This window comes from Halodesulfovibrio sp. (genome assembly GCF_015482765.1).
In the GTDB taxonomy this organism is placed as follows: domain Bacteria; phylum Desulfobacterota; class Desulfovibrionia; order Desulfovibrionales; family Desulfovibrionaceae; genus Halodesulfovibrio.
The window spans coordinates 1-16,875 of record NZ_JADMLB010000007.1; the positions used below are offsets into that span (position 1 = coordinate 1).

The window sequence follows — 16,875 nt, forward strand, 5'->3', positions numbered from 1 at the left end:
TTTCATTATTGATTACTATTAACAACAAGATCATATGAAAAAACTTTTCCAAAAATATTCTCTTTCTTTCGAAAGACAGCGCCCTGACATTGAAATTCCCGGAAGTCCAGAGCGTTGTCTAGCACGCTTTGTTGCTGAAGACTCCAACGGCACACTCTGGCTGGTAGAAAAACTCAAAGCTAATCAGGCCGATTGGCGAAATACTGTTGGGTTACTTTTGGCTGATTTACATACACAAGACGTTCCACACGTGCATTCCCCCGCCCTAACTCCAAATGGGCAAACTGTAGTGACACATGATGGAAGCCCATATCAACTCACTCCATTTATTATTGGAACAGATTTACCGCGCCCTGAGTACTGTGGGGATAAAGCTCGCGGGGTTGCTATTGGTAATTTCATCAACAAACTTCAGGCGGCTGGCAGACGATTCTCAATCCCCAAAAAATCCACTGCACCGCTGCCCGAGTATGTATCAGAAATTGTTCGTACCATTTCAACAAGACGATCTGACATTGCACAACAGCTTGACCAGATTCTTCCACACTTGCAGACATTTTTTGCCCAATATGATGCTATTCCCAGAGCACTAGCCCATGGTGATTGTCACCCATTGAATATTATCTGGCACGACACAGAGATTGCCGGTGTTATTGACTGGGAATTTACTGGTGAAAAAATTGTTCTCTATGATGCGGCAAATTGTATCGGGTGTGTCGGCATTGAACATCCCAACTGGCTCATTAACGGACTTGTGCCTGAACTTGTAACGACCATGTATGCTAACAACGAAACATTTGCTGCTAACATACATCACCTTATGCCTACAGTTCTCTGCTTACGTTTTGCATGGTTATCTGAGTGGTTACGAAAAAACGATACAGAAATGCAAGAGCTGGAACTGGATTATATGCGGCTGCTCATTCGCAGCAAGGAAGAAATCGAAAAGTTCTGGAAAAGACGCTATTCAGCTGTGTAGCTCTAATTATCCTTCGACTCATATCCCCGTCCTGTTTTTGCTGTGGTAAACTCACGGGTGTACCTCAAAGGAGAGCATTTATGTTTACATACAAACCAACTCTTTTAGCATTACTTTTGGCAGGTATTATGATGACTTTCACCACTCAGGCAGGTGCAGCACCTAAGGCTTCGGCTGTTTTTGCAGGCGGTTGTTTCTGGTGCATGCAGCCGGCATTCGATAAAGTTCATGGCGTACTGGATACTGTTGTCGGCTACACAGGCGGCACAACCAAAAACCCTACCTATGAACAAGTCGGAACAGGCACAACCGGTCATTTTGAAGCAATAAAAGTTGATTATGACCCGCAGAAAGTAAGCTATGAGGGTTTGCTCAGAATTTTCTGGCACAATGTTGACCCATTCGATGACAAAGGGCAGTTCTGTGACAAAGGGCCTACGTATAGAAGCGCCATTTTCTATGCAAATCCGTCAGAGAAAAAAGAAGCTGAAGCAAGCAAAATGATGGTTGAAAAACGCTTTAAGCAACCGGTTGCAACAGAAATTCTTAAAGCAAAAGAATTTTGGCCTGCTGAAGAATACCATCAAGACTATTACAAGAAGAATCCTATCCGCTACAAATTCTACAGATATCGTTGCGGAAGAGATGCCCGACTTATGGAAGTTTGGGGAAGTGATTATAAGCACTAGATGAAACAAGCGCCCTCCTGAACGGAGGGCGCTTTCATATTAGAGCATTATCCAAGGCAAGAAAAAAGCTGGAAGCAAATGCAACCAGCTTTCTGTAGAGCTATTCTTTTTCCTGATTAAAAGACATCCAATTAAACAGGAGACTGATTTCTTCTGTGCGCAAATCAAACTGCGTCCGACTGCACAAGTCCTTAACATTACGCATAAATGCTTTTTTAACCTCGTCCAGATCCACCACTTCCTGTTCGGAAAGCGGGTATCCACCACGAGAAATGCCTACAAGAACAAAGTTAACGTGCGCTCTGCCAACCGGCACGCCAGCTTCTACACATTTATCGCGAACATTACGCGAAGTATTTGTGAGGAAGAAGCCATTTTCATTCACTTCATCTACAATAAACTCAAGAAGTTGATTGTAATGAACAGGCATGAGTAACGGAACATCTGTAAGACGATGCACCCTGAGAGCAAAGTCGAACAATTCCGGATACTGTGTTTTAAATTCTGCTCGAACACTTGTTTCTTCCGGCTCATCATGCCGACCCGGATCATACACATACCCAGGAACAACATTGGAAATTTCCAATTCTCCAAGCTCAAGCGCTTCTAAGAATTCGCGGAATCTCCCGTAACCGAACCAGTCATGCCCTGCGTCCAGTTCTTTTTGAAGATTATGCGACAGCTGCGCAAGAGGTACCGGTGAAGAAGATTCCTGCACCATTGTTTTCACAACATCAGAACCACGATGAAGGATATCAATATCGGCGCTTTCCGGCTCTTCCTCTTCTTCAGTACGAGCCTGTGCCGGATAGTCTTCCAAACCTTTTTCTTCGAGAGCCTGCTGTACAAACCAGTCTTCACGGATACGCCAAGAGCTTGCTGCTGTATACGCTGGGGATGCATACCCCACAGAAAGCACTAAGGTACGTCGTGCGTGCTCCTGCAATCTAATCAGAAGCGGGGTAAAATCTGCATCACCGGAAAGTACAATAAATTCGTCAAAGTGCGTTTTGTGGCTCAAAGTATCCATCGCATCCATCACAAGATGAATGTCTGCACTTGTCTTACCTTGATTAGTAAGAGGCGGACAATCAATCACGTTAAATGCTGCGCGAATAAAAAAGGGCCTGTATTGATGATAGCAGTGCGGATTGAGATAACAGCAACGCATTAAAATTCTACGGCGAACTCCATCACCGTACAGCATGCGCACTGCATGGGTTTCCAACCACTTAAGCCAGCGCTGAGGGTTAGTTGCAAACACATGAGCTGCAGACGGCTCTATCTCTTCCAAGCGCGTGTATATATTGTCGAAATCGACGAATAAAGCGCTATACACCTCCTCAAATCCATACTGATTTCGAAAACCTCTTCGATCCATATTTTCCTCATTACGGATAGAAATAACAAATCAGATTATAAAAGCATAACTCTAGTACGTATAGTGATACCTGCCCAGCATAGAAATAGCAACTATGAACTATTCCTAACTGCTTGCTCTGCAACTAAATATGCACCGGTGACAGAGTTTGTGTCGTTGATAATTTCCTCTGGAGTACCCGCAGATACAACACGTCCACCGTTCTCGCCACCACCGGGACCGAGGTCAATAACATGGTCAGCCGCCATAATAACATCCGTATTATGTTCAATGACAATAACAGTAGCACCTTTATCCACAAGCTTTTGCAGCACGCGGATGAGCTTTCCGACTTCGTGCATATGCAGCCCTGTTGTCGGTTCATCAAGTATGTATAGTGTACCGGGAAGATTACGTTTTCCTAACTCTCGGGATATTTTAATACGTTGTGCTTCCCCGCCTGAGAGAGTTGTCGCAGGCTGTCCAAGACGTATGTATTCAAGCCCTACGTCTTCCAGAACTGACAGACGGCGTTTTAACGTTGGATGATTTTCAAAAAAAGCTTTTGCCTGACGAACAGTCATGTTCAGTACGTCTGCAATATTCTTTTCTTTATAACGCACCTCTAATGTCTCATGACTATACCGTTTACCGCCACAGACATCACACGTTACATACACGTCCGGCAGAAAATGCATTTCAACACGAATCTGTCCGTCACCGCTACAGGCTTCACAGCGACCGCCTCGTACGTTGAAGCTAAATCGCCCCGGTTTGTATCCACGTTTTTTAGCGTCCGGTGTCATTGCAAAAATATTGCGAATCTCATCAAAGATCTTCGTATATGTAGCAGGGTTTGAACGAGGAGTTCTTCCAATAGGGGTCTGGTCAATCGACACAATACGTTCGATATCCTCCAGCCCTTTAATCCCCTTAATCTGTCCGGGGTTGTCAACTTTAATCGATTTAGACAGTGCAATATGCTTATAAAGCGAATCAACAACTAAAGAGCTTTTACCTGAACCTGAAGGGCCCGTAACACAGGTAAGAGTCCCTAATGGAAATTTCACATTTAAATTCTGTAAGTTGTTGGTAGAAACGCCTTGGAGCACCAAATCATGCTCAGCACCCCTGCGCTCCTCAGGCACATCAATAACCATTTCACCACGGAGATACTTTGCTGTCAGCGTGTCCGCATCACCGAGCATTTTTTCAACAGTACCATTGAACATGATTTCACCGCCAAGCATACCCGAACCAGGTCCAAGCTCAATCAGCGTATCTGCCTCACGCATTGTTGCTTCATCATGCTCAACAACAAGCACTGTGTTGCCTCGACGCTGCAGGCTGCGAAGCGTGTTTATAAGACGGACATTATCTTTTGGGTGCAAACCGATAGACGGTTCATCAAGAACATATGTAACACCGACAAGACCAGAGCCAAGCTGAGATGCAAGCCTGATACGCTGCGCTTCACCGCCGGACAGTGTTGACATGTTACGGCTGAGAGAAATGTAGTCCAACCCGACGTTAACCATAAAACCTAAACGATGGGTCAGTTCTTTCAACAATGGCTCTGCAACCACCATTTGGGATTCAGAAAAACTCTGCTGCTGCAACCACTCAAGAGCACGCCAAATGGAAAGGGAACAAAAGTCGTAGATAGAATGGTCGCCAACACGGACGGAAAGCGATTCATTTTTAAGACGTGCACCACCACAAACAGGACATGGGTGACTTTGACGATAACGAGAAAGCTCATCACGCCAAGCATGACCAAACTGCATCCCCCGTTCAAGCAAAGAAACAACTCCTGGCCAATCTCCCTGCCCTTCAAACAATGCTTTCCAAGCTTTTGCTGAATATTCAGAAAACGGAGTTTCCAAGGTGAAACCATTCTTCTTGCCCAACGCTTTTAAATCATCCGCGTATCGCTCCATCACTTTCGGATTTTTCCATGGAAGCAATCCACCACCTTTAAGTGACAACCCTTTGTTAGGGGCAAGCAAATTAGGCTCAAAATAGTCTACAGACCCAATACCGGAGCACCGAGAACAAGCTCCCTGAGGGCTGTTAAATGAGAATAGTTGTGGAGATAAGCGCGGCAGACTAATTTTACACGTTGGACATACAGATTCTGTAGACAAGGCTCTGTCTTCCCCGCCGACAATTGACACAATTAAGCGCCCTTCTCCGTACTTTAACGCTAACTCAACAGAATCAGCCAAACGCCCGCGAAGTCCTTCTTTAATAACAAGACGATCGATTACAAGATCAATTGTATGCTTTTTGTTCTTTTCAAGCGCTGGTGCATCATCAATTGTGTGCATCTCACCGTTGATGCGAACGCGAACAAAACCTTGCGCCTTTAACTTCTTGAATCGATCAGCATGTGTACCTTTCTGATGCTCAACAAGCGGAGCCAGCACCATAAACTTGGTACCACTCTCAAGCTCAAGAATCTCGTTGATAATTTCATCGGCAGCACGTGCAGCAATAGGCTTATTACATTTAGGACAGTACATCGTCCCAAGTCGGGCGTAAAAAACGCGCAAAAAGTCATAGATCTCTGTAACCGTCCCTACAGTCGAACGAGGGTTACGGGTAGAGGCAGTTTGTTCCAAAGATATCGCAGGAGAGAGCCCTTCGATTTTATCAACATCCGGCTTGTCCATCTGCGGCAGAAACTGGCGCGCGTATGCAGATAAAGATTCAACATAGCGGCGCTGTCCTTCTGCATAAACAAGGTCAAAAGCAAGAGTGGACTTACCGGAGCCAGATGGCCCGCACACAACAACAAGCTCATCCCTTGGGATTTCAAGGGTAAGATCTTTCAAGTTATGCTGGCGGGCACCTTCAATACGAATTACGTTATCTTTGGTCATATAGTATCTCGTTAGTGCTCAGCACTATTGGTAACTAGTTATCATTAAGAAGTAGGACTAGCAGTATGTAATCAGTTCTCCAGTTTAGGCAACCCCTGAATTGTGGAAAAGCAGAATTGGCAAAAAATCATGCTCAAATCTTCACAAAACAGCACCAGCTGACTATCATTTTTCAGAAAAAGAAAAAAATATTTGCAAATTGGTTGACAGCTTGCGCTAGTTCCCATAAACACCTTTTCACGCATGCCGGGATGGCGGAATTGGTAGACGCAGCGGATTCAAAATCCGCCGGCTTTACAGCTGTGGGAGTTCAAGTCTCCCTCTCGGTACCATGTGCATTCTCAAGGGGTTACGTACTGTCTCTATGACGGGTCGTAATCCCTTTTTTGCGTTCTATTGCGCATCATTTTTCAGGCCAGCTCGTGCTCAATAATCAAGTTACGTAAACCTTTATCCATCTAAGCCTTCCAGCATGATAAAAATCCAAACAAAAAAGACCGGCACCTACAGGTACCGGCCTTTCTAAGATCAGTATTGCTTCGCTTAGCGAACAAAAAAAGCTTACACAGCAGCTTTACGACTTTCTTCGAGATAGAGTTGACTTAAACGGGTCACAACTGGACCAGGCTTTCCACCGGAAAGCTCAACATTATCAATCTCAATAACTGGATTTACAAATGCTGTTGCAGCAGTAACAAATGCTTCTGCTGCGTTCTGTGCTTCTTCAATAGTAAAAGCCCGTTCTTCAATTTCCATATCAAGTTCTGCGGCAAGCTTCAGCACTGCAGCACGAGTAATACCATGAAGAATTGAGTGAGAAAGATCTCGAGTAACAATCTTACCATCTTTGGTCACGATGTAAGCATTACATGATGTACCTTCCGTAACAAAACCATCCTGTACCATCCATGCATCATCTTTGCCCTCAGCTTTAGCCAACATTTTAGTCATGGAAGGTGCTAACAATTGAACGGTTTTAATATCGCGACGTCCCCAACGAATATCAGGAGCAGAGATAATGCGGATACCTGTCTTAGGAGCAGAAAGAGGCTTTACCTGTGTAAACAGAACAATGGTCTGTTTTGCATCTTTAGGGAAAACAAAATCCCTGTCAGCTGCACCACGGGTAATCTGTAAATAGATTGCACCTTCAGTAAGATTATTACGCGTAATAAGTTCGCGGTGCACTTGAAGCAACTCTTCTGTACTGATAGGCAAATCCATTTTGAGCTCTTTAAGAGATCGTTCAAGCCTGGCAGTATGACCAGCGTAATCCACTAACTTTCCATCAAGTACAGCGGTTACTTCATAAACACCGTCGGCAAATAAAAAGCCGCGATCAAAAATTGAGACAGTTGCTTCTTCTTCAGGTAGGTAACTACCGTTAACATAAACTGTACGACTCATGATTATCCTTTATCTCTCTACGATAATTCTTTCTATGCTGGGGTAATCTTAGAAGAACCCCAAAGTTCTGGTAATGGAGGATGCACATAACTGTCGTCATAGGTCAGCCCGAACGCCCTGTCTTCTGCTAACAGCAAAGGACCATCAAGATCCGTAACAGCAGCATCCTGGGCAACCAGCACGGCAGGTGCCATGGCAAGAGAAGAGCCGACCATACAGCCGACCATGATCTGATAACCACTTTTTCTCGCAATGTCTCTTAACGCCAGAGCCTCTGTGAGTCCACCAGTCTTATCAAGTTTTATATTGATCATGTCATATTTACCCTGCAGGTCTTCTAACGAGCTACAGTCATGACATGATTCATCAGCACAAACAGGCAACACTCGTTTCAATGTGCGCAATGCTTCATCATCGCCGGCTGGGAACGGCTGTTCTACCATTTCCACACCGAGCTTTATCAGCACTGGCGCAATCTTGTCGTACAACTCAGGAGTCCATCCTTCGTTCGCATCGACAATAATACGTGCTGAAGGAGCCCCTTTGCGAACGGCTTCGATGCGAGCGATATCGCCCTCGCCTCCGAGCTTAATCTTAAGCAACGGACGTGAAGCATTCTTTTCCGCTTCGATAAGCATATTCTCAGGAGTATCCAGAGAAAGGGTATACGCTGTAACTTCCGGCTTCGGTGTATCGAGACCTGCAAGCTCCCACACACTTTTACCAGAAAGACGCGCTTCTAAATCCCACAAAGCGCAGTCTACCGCATTTCGAGCAGCTCCGGCCGGCATCAGAGTTTGAACCTGCTCACGAGTTACCGGAACAGGAAGAGCCTCGATTTGAGCAGTCACACTCTCTACGGTTTCGTTATAGCGAGCATAAGGAACGCACTCTCCGCGCCCGATAACTCCGTTGTGTTCAATTTCAACACGAACAACAACTGCTTCAGTTTTAGACCCTCGGGAAATAGTAAAGACCTTGGCTAACGGAAAAATATCTTTCGTTACAGTTATACGCATTCCAATGCCTCGATAAGACGACCAACACCCTGTCGGAACGGATCAACAGAAGGAAGTCCCAACTGCTCTTCCACTCCTTCAAGATAACGAAGGGCTTCAGCCTCTTCCATATGCTGAGTGTTAATTGAAACACCGACAACCTTACAGTCTGGATTCACTATCTTCGACATCTGTAACGCCAAGTCACGCAAGTCTTCAAGAGAAGGTAACTGGTATTCAGGCAAACCACGCATATGCTCCCTTGTAGGCTCATGACAAAGAATCAACGCATCCGGCTGTCCACCATGGATCAGTGCTGTCGTTACACCAGAGTATGATGCATGGAACAAGCTGCCCTGTCCTTCAATAAGATCCCAGTGCTCAGGATCATTATCCGGTGTAAGCCATTCAATAGAGCCAGCCATAAAATCTGCAATAACAGCATCAAGCGGAACACCGTCACCTTCAATCAAAATACCGGTCTGTCCAGTTGCACGGAAAGTTGCCTTCATGCCTCGTTTTTCCATTTCACGATGCATTGCCAGTGTTGTGTACATCTTACCAACAGAACAATCTGTTCCAACAGCGAGGCAGCGCTTACCTGAACGCTTTTTCCCATTCGCAATAGGGTATTTGATTGAAGGAATACGTACATCATGCAGTGCACAACCATTCTTTTCTGCAGCTGCAACCAAGTCAGGTTCATCACGCAAAAGGTTGTGCAAACCAGAAGCAATGTCCATACCTGCTTCAAGCGCTTCTATAAGAATTGTCTTCCAACTATCTGAAATCACACCACCGCGATTAACGATGCCAATAACCAGCGTCTTTGCGCCTGCCGCTACTGCATCCTGAATTGACAAATCTGTAATACCGAGATCAACATTACAGCTTTCCATGCGCAATTGCCCAATTGCTGCATCAGGACGCCAGTCATAAATACCTTGCGCCATTTTTGCAGCAAGACGATCAGGGGCATCACCAAGGAATAATAAATAAGGTGCTTCAAACATAAATATACTCCGTAGCTAGCTGAGTTTTTTCAAAGTGATAGAAAAACTACAGGGTGAATTTGATACACAGTTTTCGATTATTAGATGTGCGATAACGAAATTGTAAAACTAGAGACCCTGAGCGGATACTTTTGCGCTTTTTACTGTTTATTGGCAATATTCATATAAGCAAAAAGGGTGGGGACGATTGTGGAAAAAAGCAGATTTTTTTATGAGACAAAAAAAGAGAGTACCTACAACCAATTTTCAATGTGCTTAACCGTGCATAAGATGTAACACTTCGATACTCTTAGCCATACAACTATATCAAGAATTGTACTTATATCTTAAAACCTTACTCTCGAAACATACAATATTGTAAAAAACAAGTTTAGGGTCAAACCGCAGAAATCATCATTTGAGTCATTCTCATCAAAATATGCAGTAGTTTGCAAATTAGCGTAAAAATTTTCCACACTCCTGCACTCACACTATCAGTTACAAGAACGCCATTACTCGCCTCCTCCAATTTACCAATAAAAAATCCCTGCCGACAATCGACAGGGATAACACACCGAAAATAAAGAACACCTACAATTATGCAGCTAAATCCTTTCTCAACTTTGCTAACACATTTTGAAATGCCTGCTCTGAATGCAATACTATATCAAGTTGGCGGGTATGCATAAGCAAATGCCCAACAACATGCAGCCGTTCTTTTATGTCGTTTGCAGACATCCCTTCACATCTGGCTGTAAGTCGATCACGAACCACATTTACTCGAAAATCGTGCTCATCAAGTAATATCGCTATCAAACGAACACGGGCATTCTTTTTCTTTAAATCTGCTGCACCACCGGAAAACTTCATTGATATGAAGTTTTCTGCAGGCACGTCTCCGCACAGCGTTTCAACGGTACAGAAATGATACCCAAAGCGAAATTGTAAACAGCAGAATTTACTACTTATCAAAAAGTAATTCCGCATTGTGTATACAGAGTTCGCATCCGGTACAAGTGAAGGGTCACAAGCTGATTCTGCAAGAATGGACAGAAAGCTTTTTGCCGTTGCCGGTGGTGGTCCAGCCCATTTAATCGCTGTCATTCCCTTCCATATAGCAAGCATCGGAACAGATGAAATATTATCAAAAGTAATAAACTTTCCTGTAGGATACGTAACAAAGCCATCATCCAAATCAACCACCCAATACTGCATAGGACAGTTATCATACAACTGCTTTGTTTTTCCTGAAGGAATATGCATTTCGCGTCCCACCCTGAACATTTCATCAACTGCATATTCATGGCAAAAACGAGTAATATCGTGAAGAGTTTTGCAATTTTCTGCGGTGAACTCTGGACTGGTTGGATCAGTCAGATACAAAGGGACAATTTTTTCAACGGCGCTGGCTAACATTTCATAAACAGGAGTACCCTTCATTGACCTGTCGCGCCTACTCCAAAGCTCGATTAACGGTTCAACTCTTCCCGCATAGACCTTACAATAAGCAGCATCTAACGTAACGTCTCCCTGATACCCCACAAGTTTATCAACACTGCCTACCCCAAAAATCCCAGGAACACCGTATTCTCTTGCGACACTGGCAAGATGCCCTGCTCTTGAGCCGGTTCCGGAAATAACTCCGCTGGCTTTTGACAAAAGTGGTGCCCATCGAGGTGAGGCATATTGGACAACAAGAATAGCCCCTTCCGGAAACGTCAACGCGTCCACTTCTCGCTGCACAAAAATTAATTCACCACACCCTACACCAGTTGAAACAGTATCTCCACCAGCTAACAGTAACGGCGCATCAACTTCAATAGAATGCACCACACACGGGGTCTGTGCCAATGGTCTACTCTGCAAAAAGCGAATCTCTCTGTTCTTGGTAATCCCCCATTCAATATCTTGAGGACAACCATAGTGAGCTTCTATTTTCTCTGCATTATGCTGAAGCATTTTTAATTCTTTCAACGTCAATACGGGCACGTATTGCATCGGCAACGGTACAGCTATCAATTCTACACCGCCATCAACAGAAACATACTGCTTCTCTTTATTTACTATATTCTGCCCGACAACCACCGGCCCCAAACCGGACTCTTTACGCATTTTGACGATGTCCGCCGCAACTCTTCCATCAACGACTCCTTTAGGAAGTCCATACGCTGCGTGTACCGTGGTTATATCATGCTCACAATCAATTGGGTCTGTGCTGTAAAGCACACCGCCTGCAACCATTTCCTGCATCGGCATTATGGCAACACATACTGCTAGGTCACGAGGAGCCAGCCCCTTTGCTTTACGATACGCAACCGCTTCGGGAGAATACTTCGATGCAACAACCTCTTTCCATGCAGAAAGAAGTTCTTCATACGAGACATTAAGACGGGAAAGATATTGACCGGCAAAAGCATGATGGCGGCCATCTTCGCCAACAGCACTGCTGCGAACGGCAAAGCGCATTTTTGCTGGATCACCCAGCGCTTCTGCCATCTGTAAAATTTGACGGGAAAGTTCCTCCGGAACAGCTGCACCCTCAATGTCCTGCCGTATCTTTGAACATACGGCATACAATTCATTCAGTGAGTCAGAAGTCACTTGGCGTAATCTTCGATCACAGACTTCATGCAGCTCATTATGACGCATAAACGTCCAGAATGCTCTTGTGGTAGAGGTAAAACCATCTGGAACAGGCACGCCTATGTTATTGCGCAACTCGCCAAGGTTTGCAGCCTTCCCACCCACAAGAAGTGCATCATCAGCTGTAATATCCTTAAAAGACAAAACAAGAGGACATTCTGTGTCGGAAGGAACATTCAGCAGCTCTGCATTCAGTTCTTTCTGAATTTCAAGAAAGCGCTGCTTCACAGGAGCAAATTTCTCAGGGGAATACCCTTCAATACTGGAGATAAGCTGAAAAACAGCAGTATTCACACGCGTGACCTGCGTGCGCACGTACGTCGCATCGAATTCACGTCCCTCAGACAACGCAAGCTCCATCTGCGCCATCACATCCAAAGCTTTATTGTTTGCACTTATCAGACGCTTAAAATTAGACGCGGCTTTCGTAAAATCTTGCTGCAAAGCCTCTTCTCCCCTGTCTTGGTCAGAGGAGAAGAGGCGTCGGGTCGTTTCAGCAAGTCCCTTCAAGCAATGTAAACCTTGATGAAGGATCTTCATGCATTACACTTCCTTTTTTGAACCACCTTTCATCGCGAGTCCAACGCCCTCACACAGGAAGAACAGAGCGTAGCCCCACCATAATGTGTACAAAACATAGAAGATCAATGCAAATGACAGAATTCCATAGCTGTTTGAGGCTTTTTTCGGCTCAATACCAAAATAGTTGTACCCAACCTCTACACCTCTAACAGTAACTGCGTTTACAACGACAGCTTCAGAAAACTTCTCCTGACGCTTCAGGGACTTTTCTGCTTCAGTCAACGTCTGCCACCATCTGTACATAGCCAGCTTCGGAAGCAAACCATACTTTGTCATAAACGTAGACTCGTCGTTATAAAAAGCTGTGTCACTATCTGTAATCGCCTCAGAAAGCATAGCTCCGAGAGATCCGGTAAACGTGAGCGTTGTATCATCCTTATGCGCTACCTCTCCAGCACTTGCCAATAACAAAGAGGCCTGCTTTGCAGCTTCTTCGCTGCTATATTTCAAAGAAACAGTCACAGCAGTATTTTCAACAGCTTTATTCTGCTTTCTTAATGTTTCAATATAATGCGTTGAACCTTTTGAAATTGAGTTGAACAAGGCATCAGACGCTTCAAACGCACATCGCCCATTACCGTACCAAGGCATAAACAGTCCGGCGAAAACGCAACCGAAACTAATGGCCATTACCAAACCGAGCATGAAATGTTTGCGATCTCGAATCAACATAACTAATCCCTCCTCAGTGTTGGTATGTTGGTAATGAACTTTGTAATTACCCACAGAGCAAAAATACTTACCACTACAAAGAAGGCATAGTTACCCCACGTTGCAAGTGACTGAGCAAACTGCGGCGAAATGTCCAAAATTTCCATTTCCTGCAACTTGGCAGGCAACGCGAAGAGACGGTTCACAAAACCGGCAAGAATAGCAGTTGCATAGAAACCGCGAATATAAATGCCTTTAACTACACGAGTGGTCAACGCACCAAGCTGAATACCGAGCAGAGAGCCGATAAGCATACCCATTGCGAGTGTGTAGAAGATAAAGCCATAAATTGCATACTGGGAAATAGAAGCAAAACCAGCGGTAAAGATAATCTGAAGAATGTCAGTACCAACAGTGGTAAAGCTGGAAACACCCAGAATGTATACGAACATAGGGAAGGTAAGGAAGCCGCCGCCTACACCCATAATAGCTGCAACAAAACCTACGAAAGCACCACACATTGCAACAAAGACACCGGAGATCTGCTTACCGCCCGGTACGAGGTCTTCGTCAAACGTGATCATCGGCGGCAGGTTTACACCTTGAAGTTTAGACGCAAGTCCCTGTCCGTCTGCCGGAGCGGAACCATGAGCATCACCGCCGTCATCCTGCTTACGCAGCTTTAAAAAGTCGATAAGCGCATAAAAACCAAGAAATCCAAGCAGTACTACATAAATAGCACTAATAAATGTGTCACTGAGCACCGGATTGATCTCGTACAGTGCACGGTTTACCAATCCACCGCCGACAACGCCGCCCAGTGAACCTACCAGAAAAGCAATCGCCAGCTTGGGCGAAACGTTTCCAAGCTTTTTATGAACAGCTGTTCCCATAATTGCTTTTGCAAAGATATGGAAAAGGTCGGTACCTACTGCCAAGATACCTTTGATTCCCGCGCTCATAAGTGCCGGTGTAATAATAAAGCCGCCACCGGCTCCGATACACCCGGTGATAAGACCAGCAAAGAGACCGATAACAATTGAGACTACAAAAATACCAGGTGTGTAAAAAGCAGGTGAGTATGCCTTTTTTCCACCTAAAATTTCTGGCATTACATCGCCCGCCACTGCCATGGACACAACGATTGCCGGTAGCGCAAGAGCCAACAGTATCAACATACGTTTTTTGCTTCGCAATATATTGTGCGAAACTTCCAACTCCCACTTCGCGTGCGCCCGCGAGGCGGCCATTAATACAGCATAAAATTTCCTCATAACTTCCTCCTAGATAGCTATCCACAGGTTCCGACGTGTACCGCTAGGAACTATGTGAATTATGTACACTTGCTGCATCGTGAACTTTAAACATCAGCTCATCGATGTCTGCAGGCTTAAGCAAATAGTCATAGGCACCAAGTGCCATGCCGCTGATAGCAACATCTAGATCCGCGTGACCTGTAAGCATGATTACTTCTACATCCGGCATCATTTCTTTGATGCGGCGCAGTGTTTCAATGCCGTCAATCCCCGGCATTTTCACATCAAGAACAACCACTTTTACAGGATCTGCCTTCAACTTTTCCAAGGCCTCCATGCCGGATGAAGCAACACTGACTGCAACATTTCTTCGTGCAAGCCTGCGCGCAATAACTGACAAAAAGTCCGGCTCGTCATCTACTAAAAGTATTTTTAAATCTTCCATGACTCACTTCTCCTTGGATTTACAGGCTATAGAGCCGGTAAATAATCCACCTCTGCCACAGGCAGTGTCAGTGTGAAACTGCTTCCCTTACCGGGGCTCGATTCCACAGAAAGGCTACCGTTATTACGCCTTGCAAGGGAGTGAGAGATTGACAATCCAAGCCCTGTCCCCTTGCCTGCTGCTTTAGTGGTGAAAAATGGTTCAAAAATTCTATTTTTCAACTCCAGCGAGAGTCCGACTCCGGTATCAGTAATGCGAATAAGAACAGAATGCTTCGTGCTGAATGTTGAAATAATGACTTTATGTTCCTCGCCCTCTGCCGCCGCAACGGCATCAATCGCGTTATTCACTACATTCATTAAGATCTGCTGAACGTGTCCGGATGATGCGTACGCCGGCACAAAAGCATTCAGCTGCCATTTAAACTCTATTCCCAAATCAAGTGCTTTAGGCTGAAGCAGATGCACAACGTCCTGAACCATCACATTCACATCAACTTCAGTTTTATTCTCTGCTCCCTTACGGGACATTCTCAGCAAGCCGTGGGTAATATCTGCGCATCGTTTCCCCTGTTTCTGCATCATATTCAGGGAAGTATTCATTTCAGTAAAAGTTGCTCCCAAAGACTTTCTTGAGTCCTTGTCCAGTAAGTCTGCCTGTTCCTGCAAATCTTCCAGAAGCTCTTTCACCCATCCGGCTTCCTGAATCATAATAGCCAACGGTGTATTAATTTCGTGGGCTATTCCCGCAACCACTCTTGTCTGGGCAGAGAGCCTGTTGGATTCAATCAACTTCTGTTCAAGCTTTTCCCGCAGCCCCCTTTCCTGAGCAAGCTTCTCGTGGACAAAGCTGGAAAAAATGATCGAGTTAAAAATGGATGTAAAAAGCAGGGAAAAAAACAACGTCAAACACAAACCGAATGAGAATGTAGCACCGGGGAGCAGGGACTCTATGGATACGCCATAAAAGACACTGCCTGCCCCCGGTACGTACACATGTAGCCAAACGCTGGAATTTGGTGGTAGCGGCCACATGGGAACATATATTGAGCTTGCGTGGTCACCGTTCTGCTTATGTACGGTGTCAATAAGACGCTGCTGCTCTTGCACATCGTCAATATTTGAGGAGGTGATGTGCTGACTATCATCCTGAAGAATCCACCGCCCTTCCGGAAGCAACATAGAAAGCTGTTCCTTTACTTCCTGTGTTGTACGAACTTCCTTCTTTTCAACCAGTGCCAGCGCATAGCGCAAAGCAGGTGTAGCGGCATCATCCAGAAAATTATGCATTACCCGACTGCAAAGCACCGCAAACAAAATAAACAGCGGGCCTATGCCAATCAGAAAAATTCTTGTAGCAAGCCAGCGGAAGGAGTTATGCGAGGATATATACATTGCGTTCCTCCCTCCGCATGGCTATGCGCGACAACAGTAAACGAATTGCCCCAACAAGACGTTTAGCCTTCATAAAAATGCTGTTTTCAAGCTTATGCTGCCAGCGATGGTACGGAACAATAACTACGCTCAGCAGACACGAAATTGTTGGGAGTAAACGGTATGCAATGCCCCTGCATACAATGCTAGTCTTCACTGTAGACTGACTGCCCGCAGCAAAAGATGTGATCGAATCTTTCTGGCTGGCTGAAGGCAAGACTTCTCTACAAGTCCGAACCAATACGCCGTCGAGAAATACGGAGAATAACGTATCCTCAGCATCCCACATGCTAGACCGACGGGGTACGGCTCCGATTGCTGCCGTGAAGTTATATGTAGTTACATTGCATACCATGCTCTCTATAAGGCAAGGGTTGTGCCAAAAAGCACACACAGAAAAACACAAAGATAACCATTTGTTTTACAAGGAAATAAATGACAAAAATCAAAAAAGAGCACACTGATAAACAGCACGCTCTCACGTCAGTTTCTTTTACAGTTGATGTAATTTCCTTTTACAGTTCACCTGGAAAGAAAACTGACACCTACCGCTAT

At 45.0% G+C, this 16,875-nt stretch carries 12 protein-coding genes and 1 tRNA gene; 3 read left to right on the forward strand and 10 right to left on the reverse strand.

Annotated features, from left to right (window positions below):
• Window positions 1–34: 34 nt before the first annotated feature.
• Window positions 35–979 (forward strand): phosphotransferase, encoded by a 945-nt coding sequence (locus QZY95_RS00775; protein WP_290918014.1) that lies wholly within the window; start codon window positions 35–37, stop codon window positions 977–979.
• Between the two features lie 80 nt (window positions 980–1,059).
• Entirely contained in the window at window positions 1,060–1,668 is a 609-nt protein-coding gene (msrA, locus tag QZY95_RS00780) for a peptide-methionine (S)-S-oxide reductase MsrA (protein WP_290918016.1), read from the forward strand.
• 100 nt (window positions 1,669–1,768) lie between these two features.
• On the opposite strand, the gene QZY95_RS00785 is transcribed toward msrA, so the two are convergent.
• Window positions 1,769–3,049: an NYN domain-containing protein gene (locus tag QZY95_RS00785; RefSeq protein ID WP_290918018.1), complete on the reverse strand. Its 1,281-nt coding sequence runs from the start codon at window positions 3,047–3,049 to the stop codon at window positions 1,769–1,771.
• A 92-nt stretch (window positions 3,050–3,141) separates the two neighbouring features.
• Window positions 3,142–5,913 carry an excinuclease ABC subunit UvrA gene (uvrA, locus tag QZY95_RS00790; RefSeq protein WP_290918021.1) on the reverse strand — a complete coding sequence of 924 codons (2,772 nt, stop codon included), beginning with the start codon at window positions 5,911–5,913 and terminating at the stop codon, window positions 3,142–3,144.
• Window positions 5,914–6,158: 245 nt separating this feature from the next.
• On the opposite strand from uvrA, the gene QZY95_RS00795 reads away from it, so the two are divergent.
• Window positions 6,159–6,245, forward strand: a tRNA-Leu gene (locus QZY95_RS00795).
• Window positions 6,246–6,474: 229 nt separating this feature from the next.
• Here the strand turns inward: QZY95_RS00795 and QZY95_RS00800 are convergent.
• The 8 genes from QZY95_RS00800 to QZY95_RS00835 all read right to left on the reverse strand — a co-directional run bounded on the left by QZY95_RS00800 (window position 6,475) and on the right by QZY95_RS00835 (window position 16,176).
• Window positions 6,475–7,320 (reverse strand): D-amino-acid transaminase, encoded by an 846-nt coding sequence (locus QZY95_RS00800; RefSeq protein WP_290918024.1) that lies wholly within the window; start codon window positions 7,318–7,320, stop codon window positions 6,475–6,477.
• Between the two features lie 32 nt (window positions 7,321–7,352).
• On the reverse strand, window positions 7,353–8,339 hold the full coding sequence (dgcA, locus tag QZY95_RS00805; protein WP_290918027.1) for an N-acetyl-D-Glu racemase DgcA: 987 nt from the start codon (window positions 8,337–8,339) through the stop codon (window positions 7,353–7,355).
• Window positions 8,330–9,331, reverse strand: a complete 1,002-nt coding sequence (gene dgcN, locus QZY95_RS00810; RefSeq protein WP_290918030.1) for an N-acetyltransferase DgcN — start codon at window positions 9,329–9,331, stop codon at window positions 8,330–8,332. The genes dgcA and dgcN overlap by 10 nt, the downstream gene beginning before the upstream one ends.
• Window positions 9,332–9,907: 576 nt before the next feature.
• Complete coding sequence (locus QZY95_RS00815; RefSeq protein WP_290918033.1) at window positions 9,908–12,493, reverse strand: PEP/pyruvate-binding domain-containing protein; 2,586 nt, start codon at window positions 12,491–12,493, stop codon at window positions 9,908–9,910.
• A 3-nt stretch (window positions 12,494–12,496) separates the two neighbouring features.
• Window positions 12,497–13,207, reverse strand: coding sequence for a hypothetical protein (locus QZY95_RS00820; RefSeq protein WP_290918035.1), 711 nt, complete (start codon window positions 13,205–13,207; stop codon window positions 12,497–12,499).
• A 2-nt stretch (window positions 13,208–13,209) separates the two neighbouring features.
• Window positions 13,210–14,460 carry a sulfite exporter TauE/SafE family protein gene (locus tag QZY95_RS00825; protein ID WP_290918038.1) on the reverse strand — a complete coding sequence of 417 codons (1,251 nt, stop codon included), beginning with the start codon at window positions 14,458–14,460 and terminating at the stop codon, window positions 13,210–13,212.
• Between the two features lie 43 nt (window positions 14,461–14,503).
• Complete coding sequence (locus QZY95_RS00830) at window positions 14,504–14,887, reverse strand: response regulator (protein ID WP_290918041.1); 384 nt, start codon at window positions 14,885–14,887, stop codon at window positions 14,504–14,506.
• Window positions 14,888–14,913: 26 nt separating this feature from the next.
• Window positions 14,914–16,176 carry a HAMP domain-containing sensor histidine kinase gene (locus QZY95_RS00835; RefSeq protein ID WP_290918044.1) on the reverse strand — a complete coding sequence of 421 codons (1,263 nt, stop codon included), beginning with the start codon at window positions 16,174–16,176 and terminating at the stop codon, window positions 14,914–14,916.
• Window positions 16,177–16,875: the final 699 nt, after the last annotated feature.

Excerpts from the sequence above, each read along its gene's own strand:
- dgcA (WP_290918027.1), bottom strand. The coding sequence starts at position 8,339 with ATGCGTATAACTGTAACGAAAGATATTTTTCCGTTAGCCAAGGTCTTT.
- msrA (WP_290918016.1), top strand. The coding sequence starts at position 1,060 with ATGTTTACATACAAACCAACTCTTTTAGCATTACTTTTGGCAGGTATT.
- QZY95_RS00800 (WP_290918024.1), bottom strand. The coding sequence starts at position 7,320 with ATGAGTCGTACAGTTTATGTTAACGGTAGTTACCTACCTGAAGAAGAA.
- QZY95_RS00830 (WP_290918041.1), bottom strand. The coding sequence starts at position 14,887 with ATGGAAGATTTAAAAATACTTTTAGTAGATGACGAGCCGGACTTTTTG.
- QZY95_RS00820 (WP_290918035.1), bottom strand. The coding sequence starts at position 13,207 with ATGTTGATTCGAGATCGCAAACATTTCATGCTCGGTTTGGTAATGGCC.
- QZY95_RS00835 (WP_290918044.1), bottom strand. The coding sequence starts at position 16,176 with ATGCATAATTTTCTGGATGATGCCGCTACACCTGCTTTGCGCTATGCG.
- QZY95_RS00825 (WP_290918038.1), bottom strand. The coding sequence starts at position 14,460 with ATGAGGAAATTTTATGCTGTATTAATGGCCGCCTCGCGGGCGCACGCG.
- QZY95_RS00775 (WP_290918014.1), top strand. The coding sequence starts at position 35 with ATGAAAAAACTTTTCCAAAAATATTCTCTTTCTTTCGAAAGACAGCGC.
- QZY95_RS00815 (WP_290918033.1), bottom strand. The coding sequence starts at position 12,493 with ATGAAGATCCTTCATCAAGGTTTACATTGCTTGAAGGGACTTGCTGAA.
- uvrA (WP_290918021.1), bottom strand. The coding sequence starts at position 5,913 with ATGACCAAAGATAACGTAATTCGTATTGAAGGTGCCCGCCAGCATAAC.
- QZY95_RS00785 (WP_290918018.1), bottom strand. The coding sequence starts at position 3,049 with ATGGATCGAAGAGGTTTTCGAAATCAGTATGGATTTGAGGAGGTGTAT.
- dgcN (WP_290918030.1), bottom strand. The coding sequence starts at position 9,331 with ATGTTTGAAGCACCTTATTTATTATTCCTTGGTGATGCCCCTGATCGT.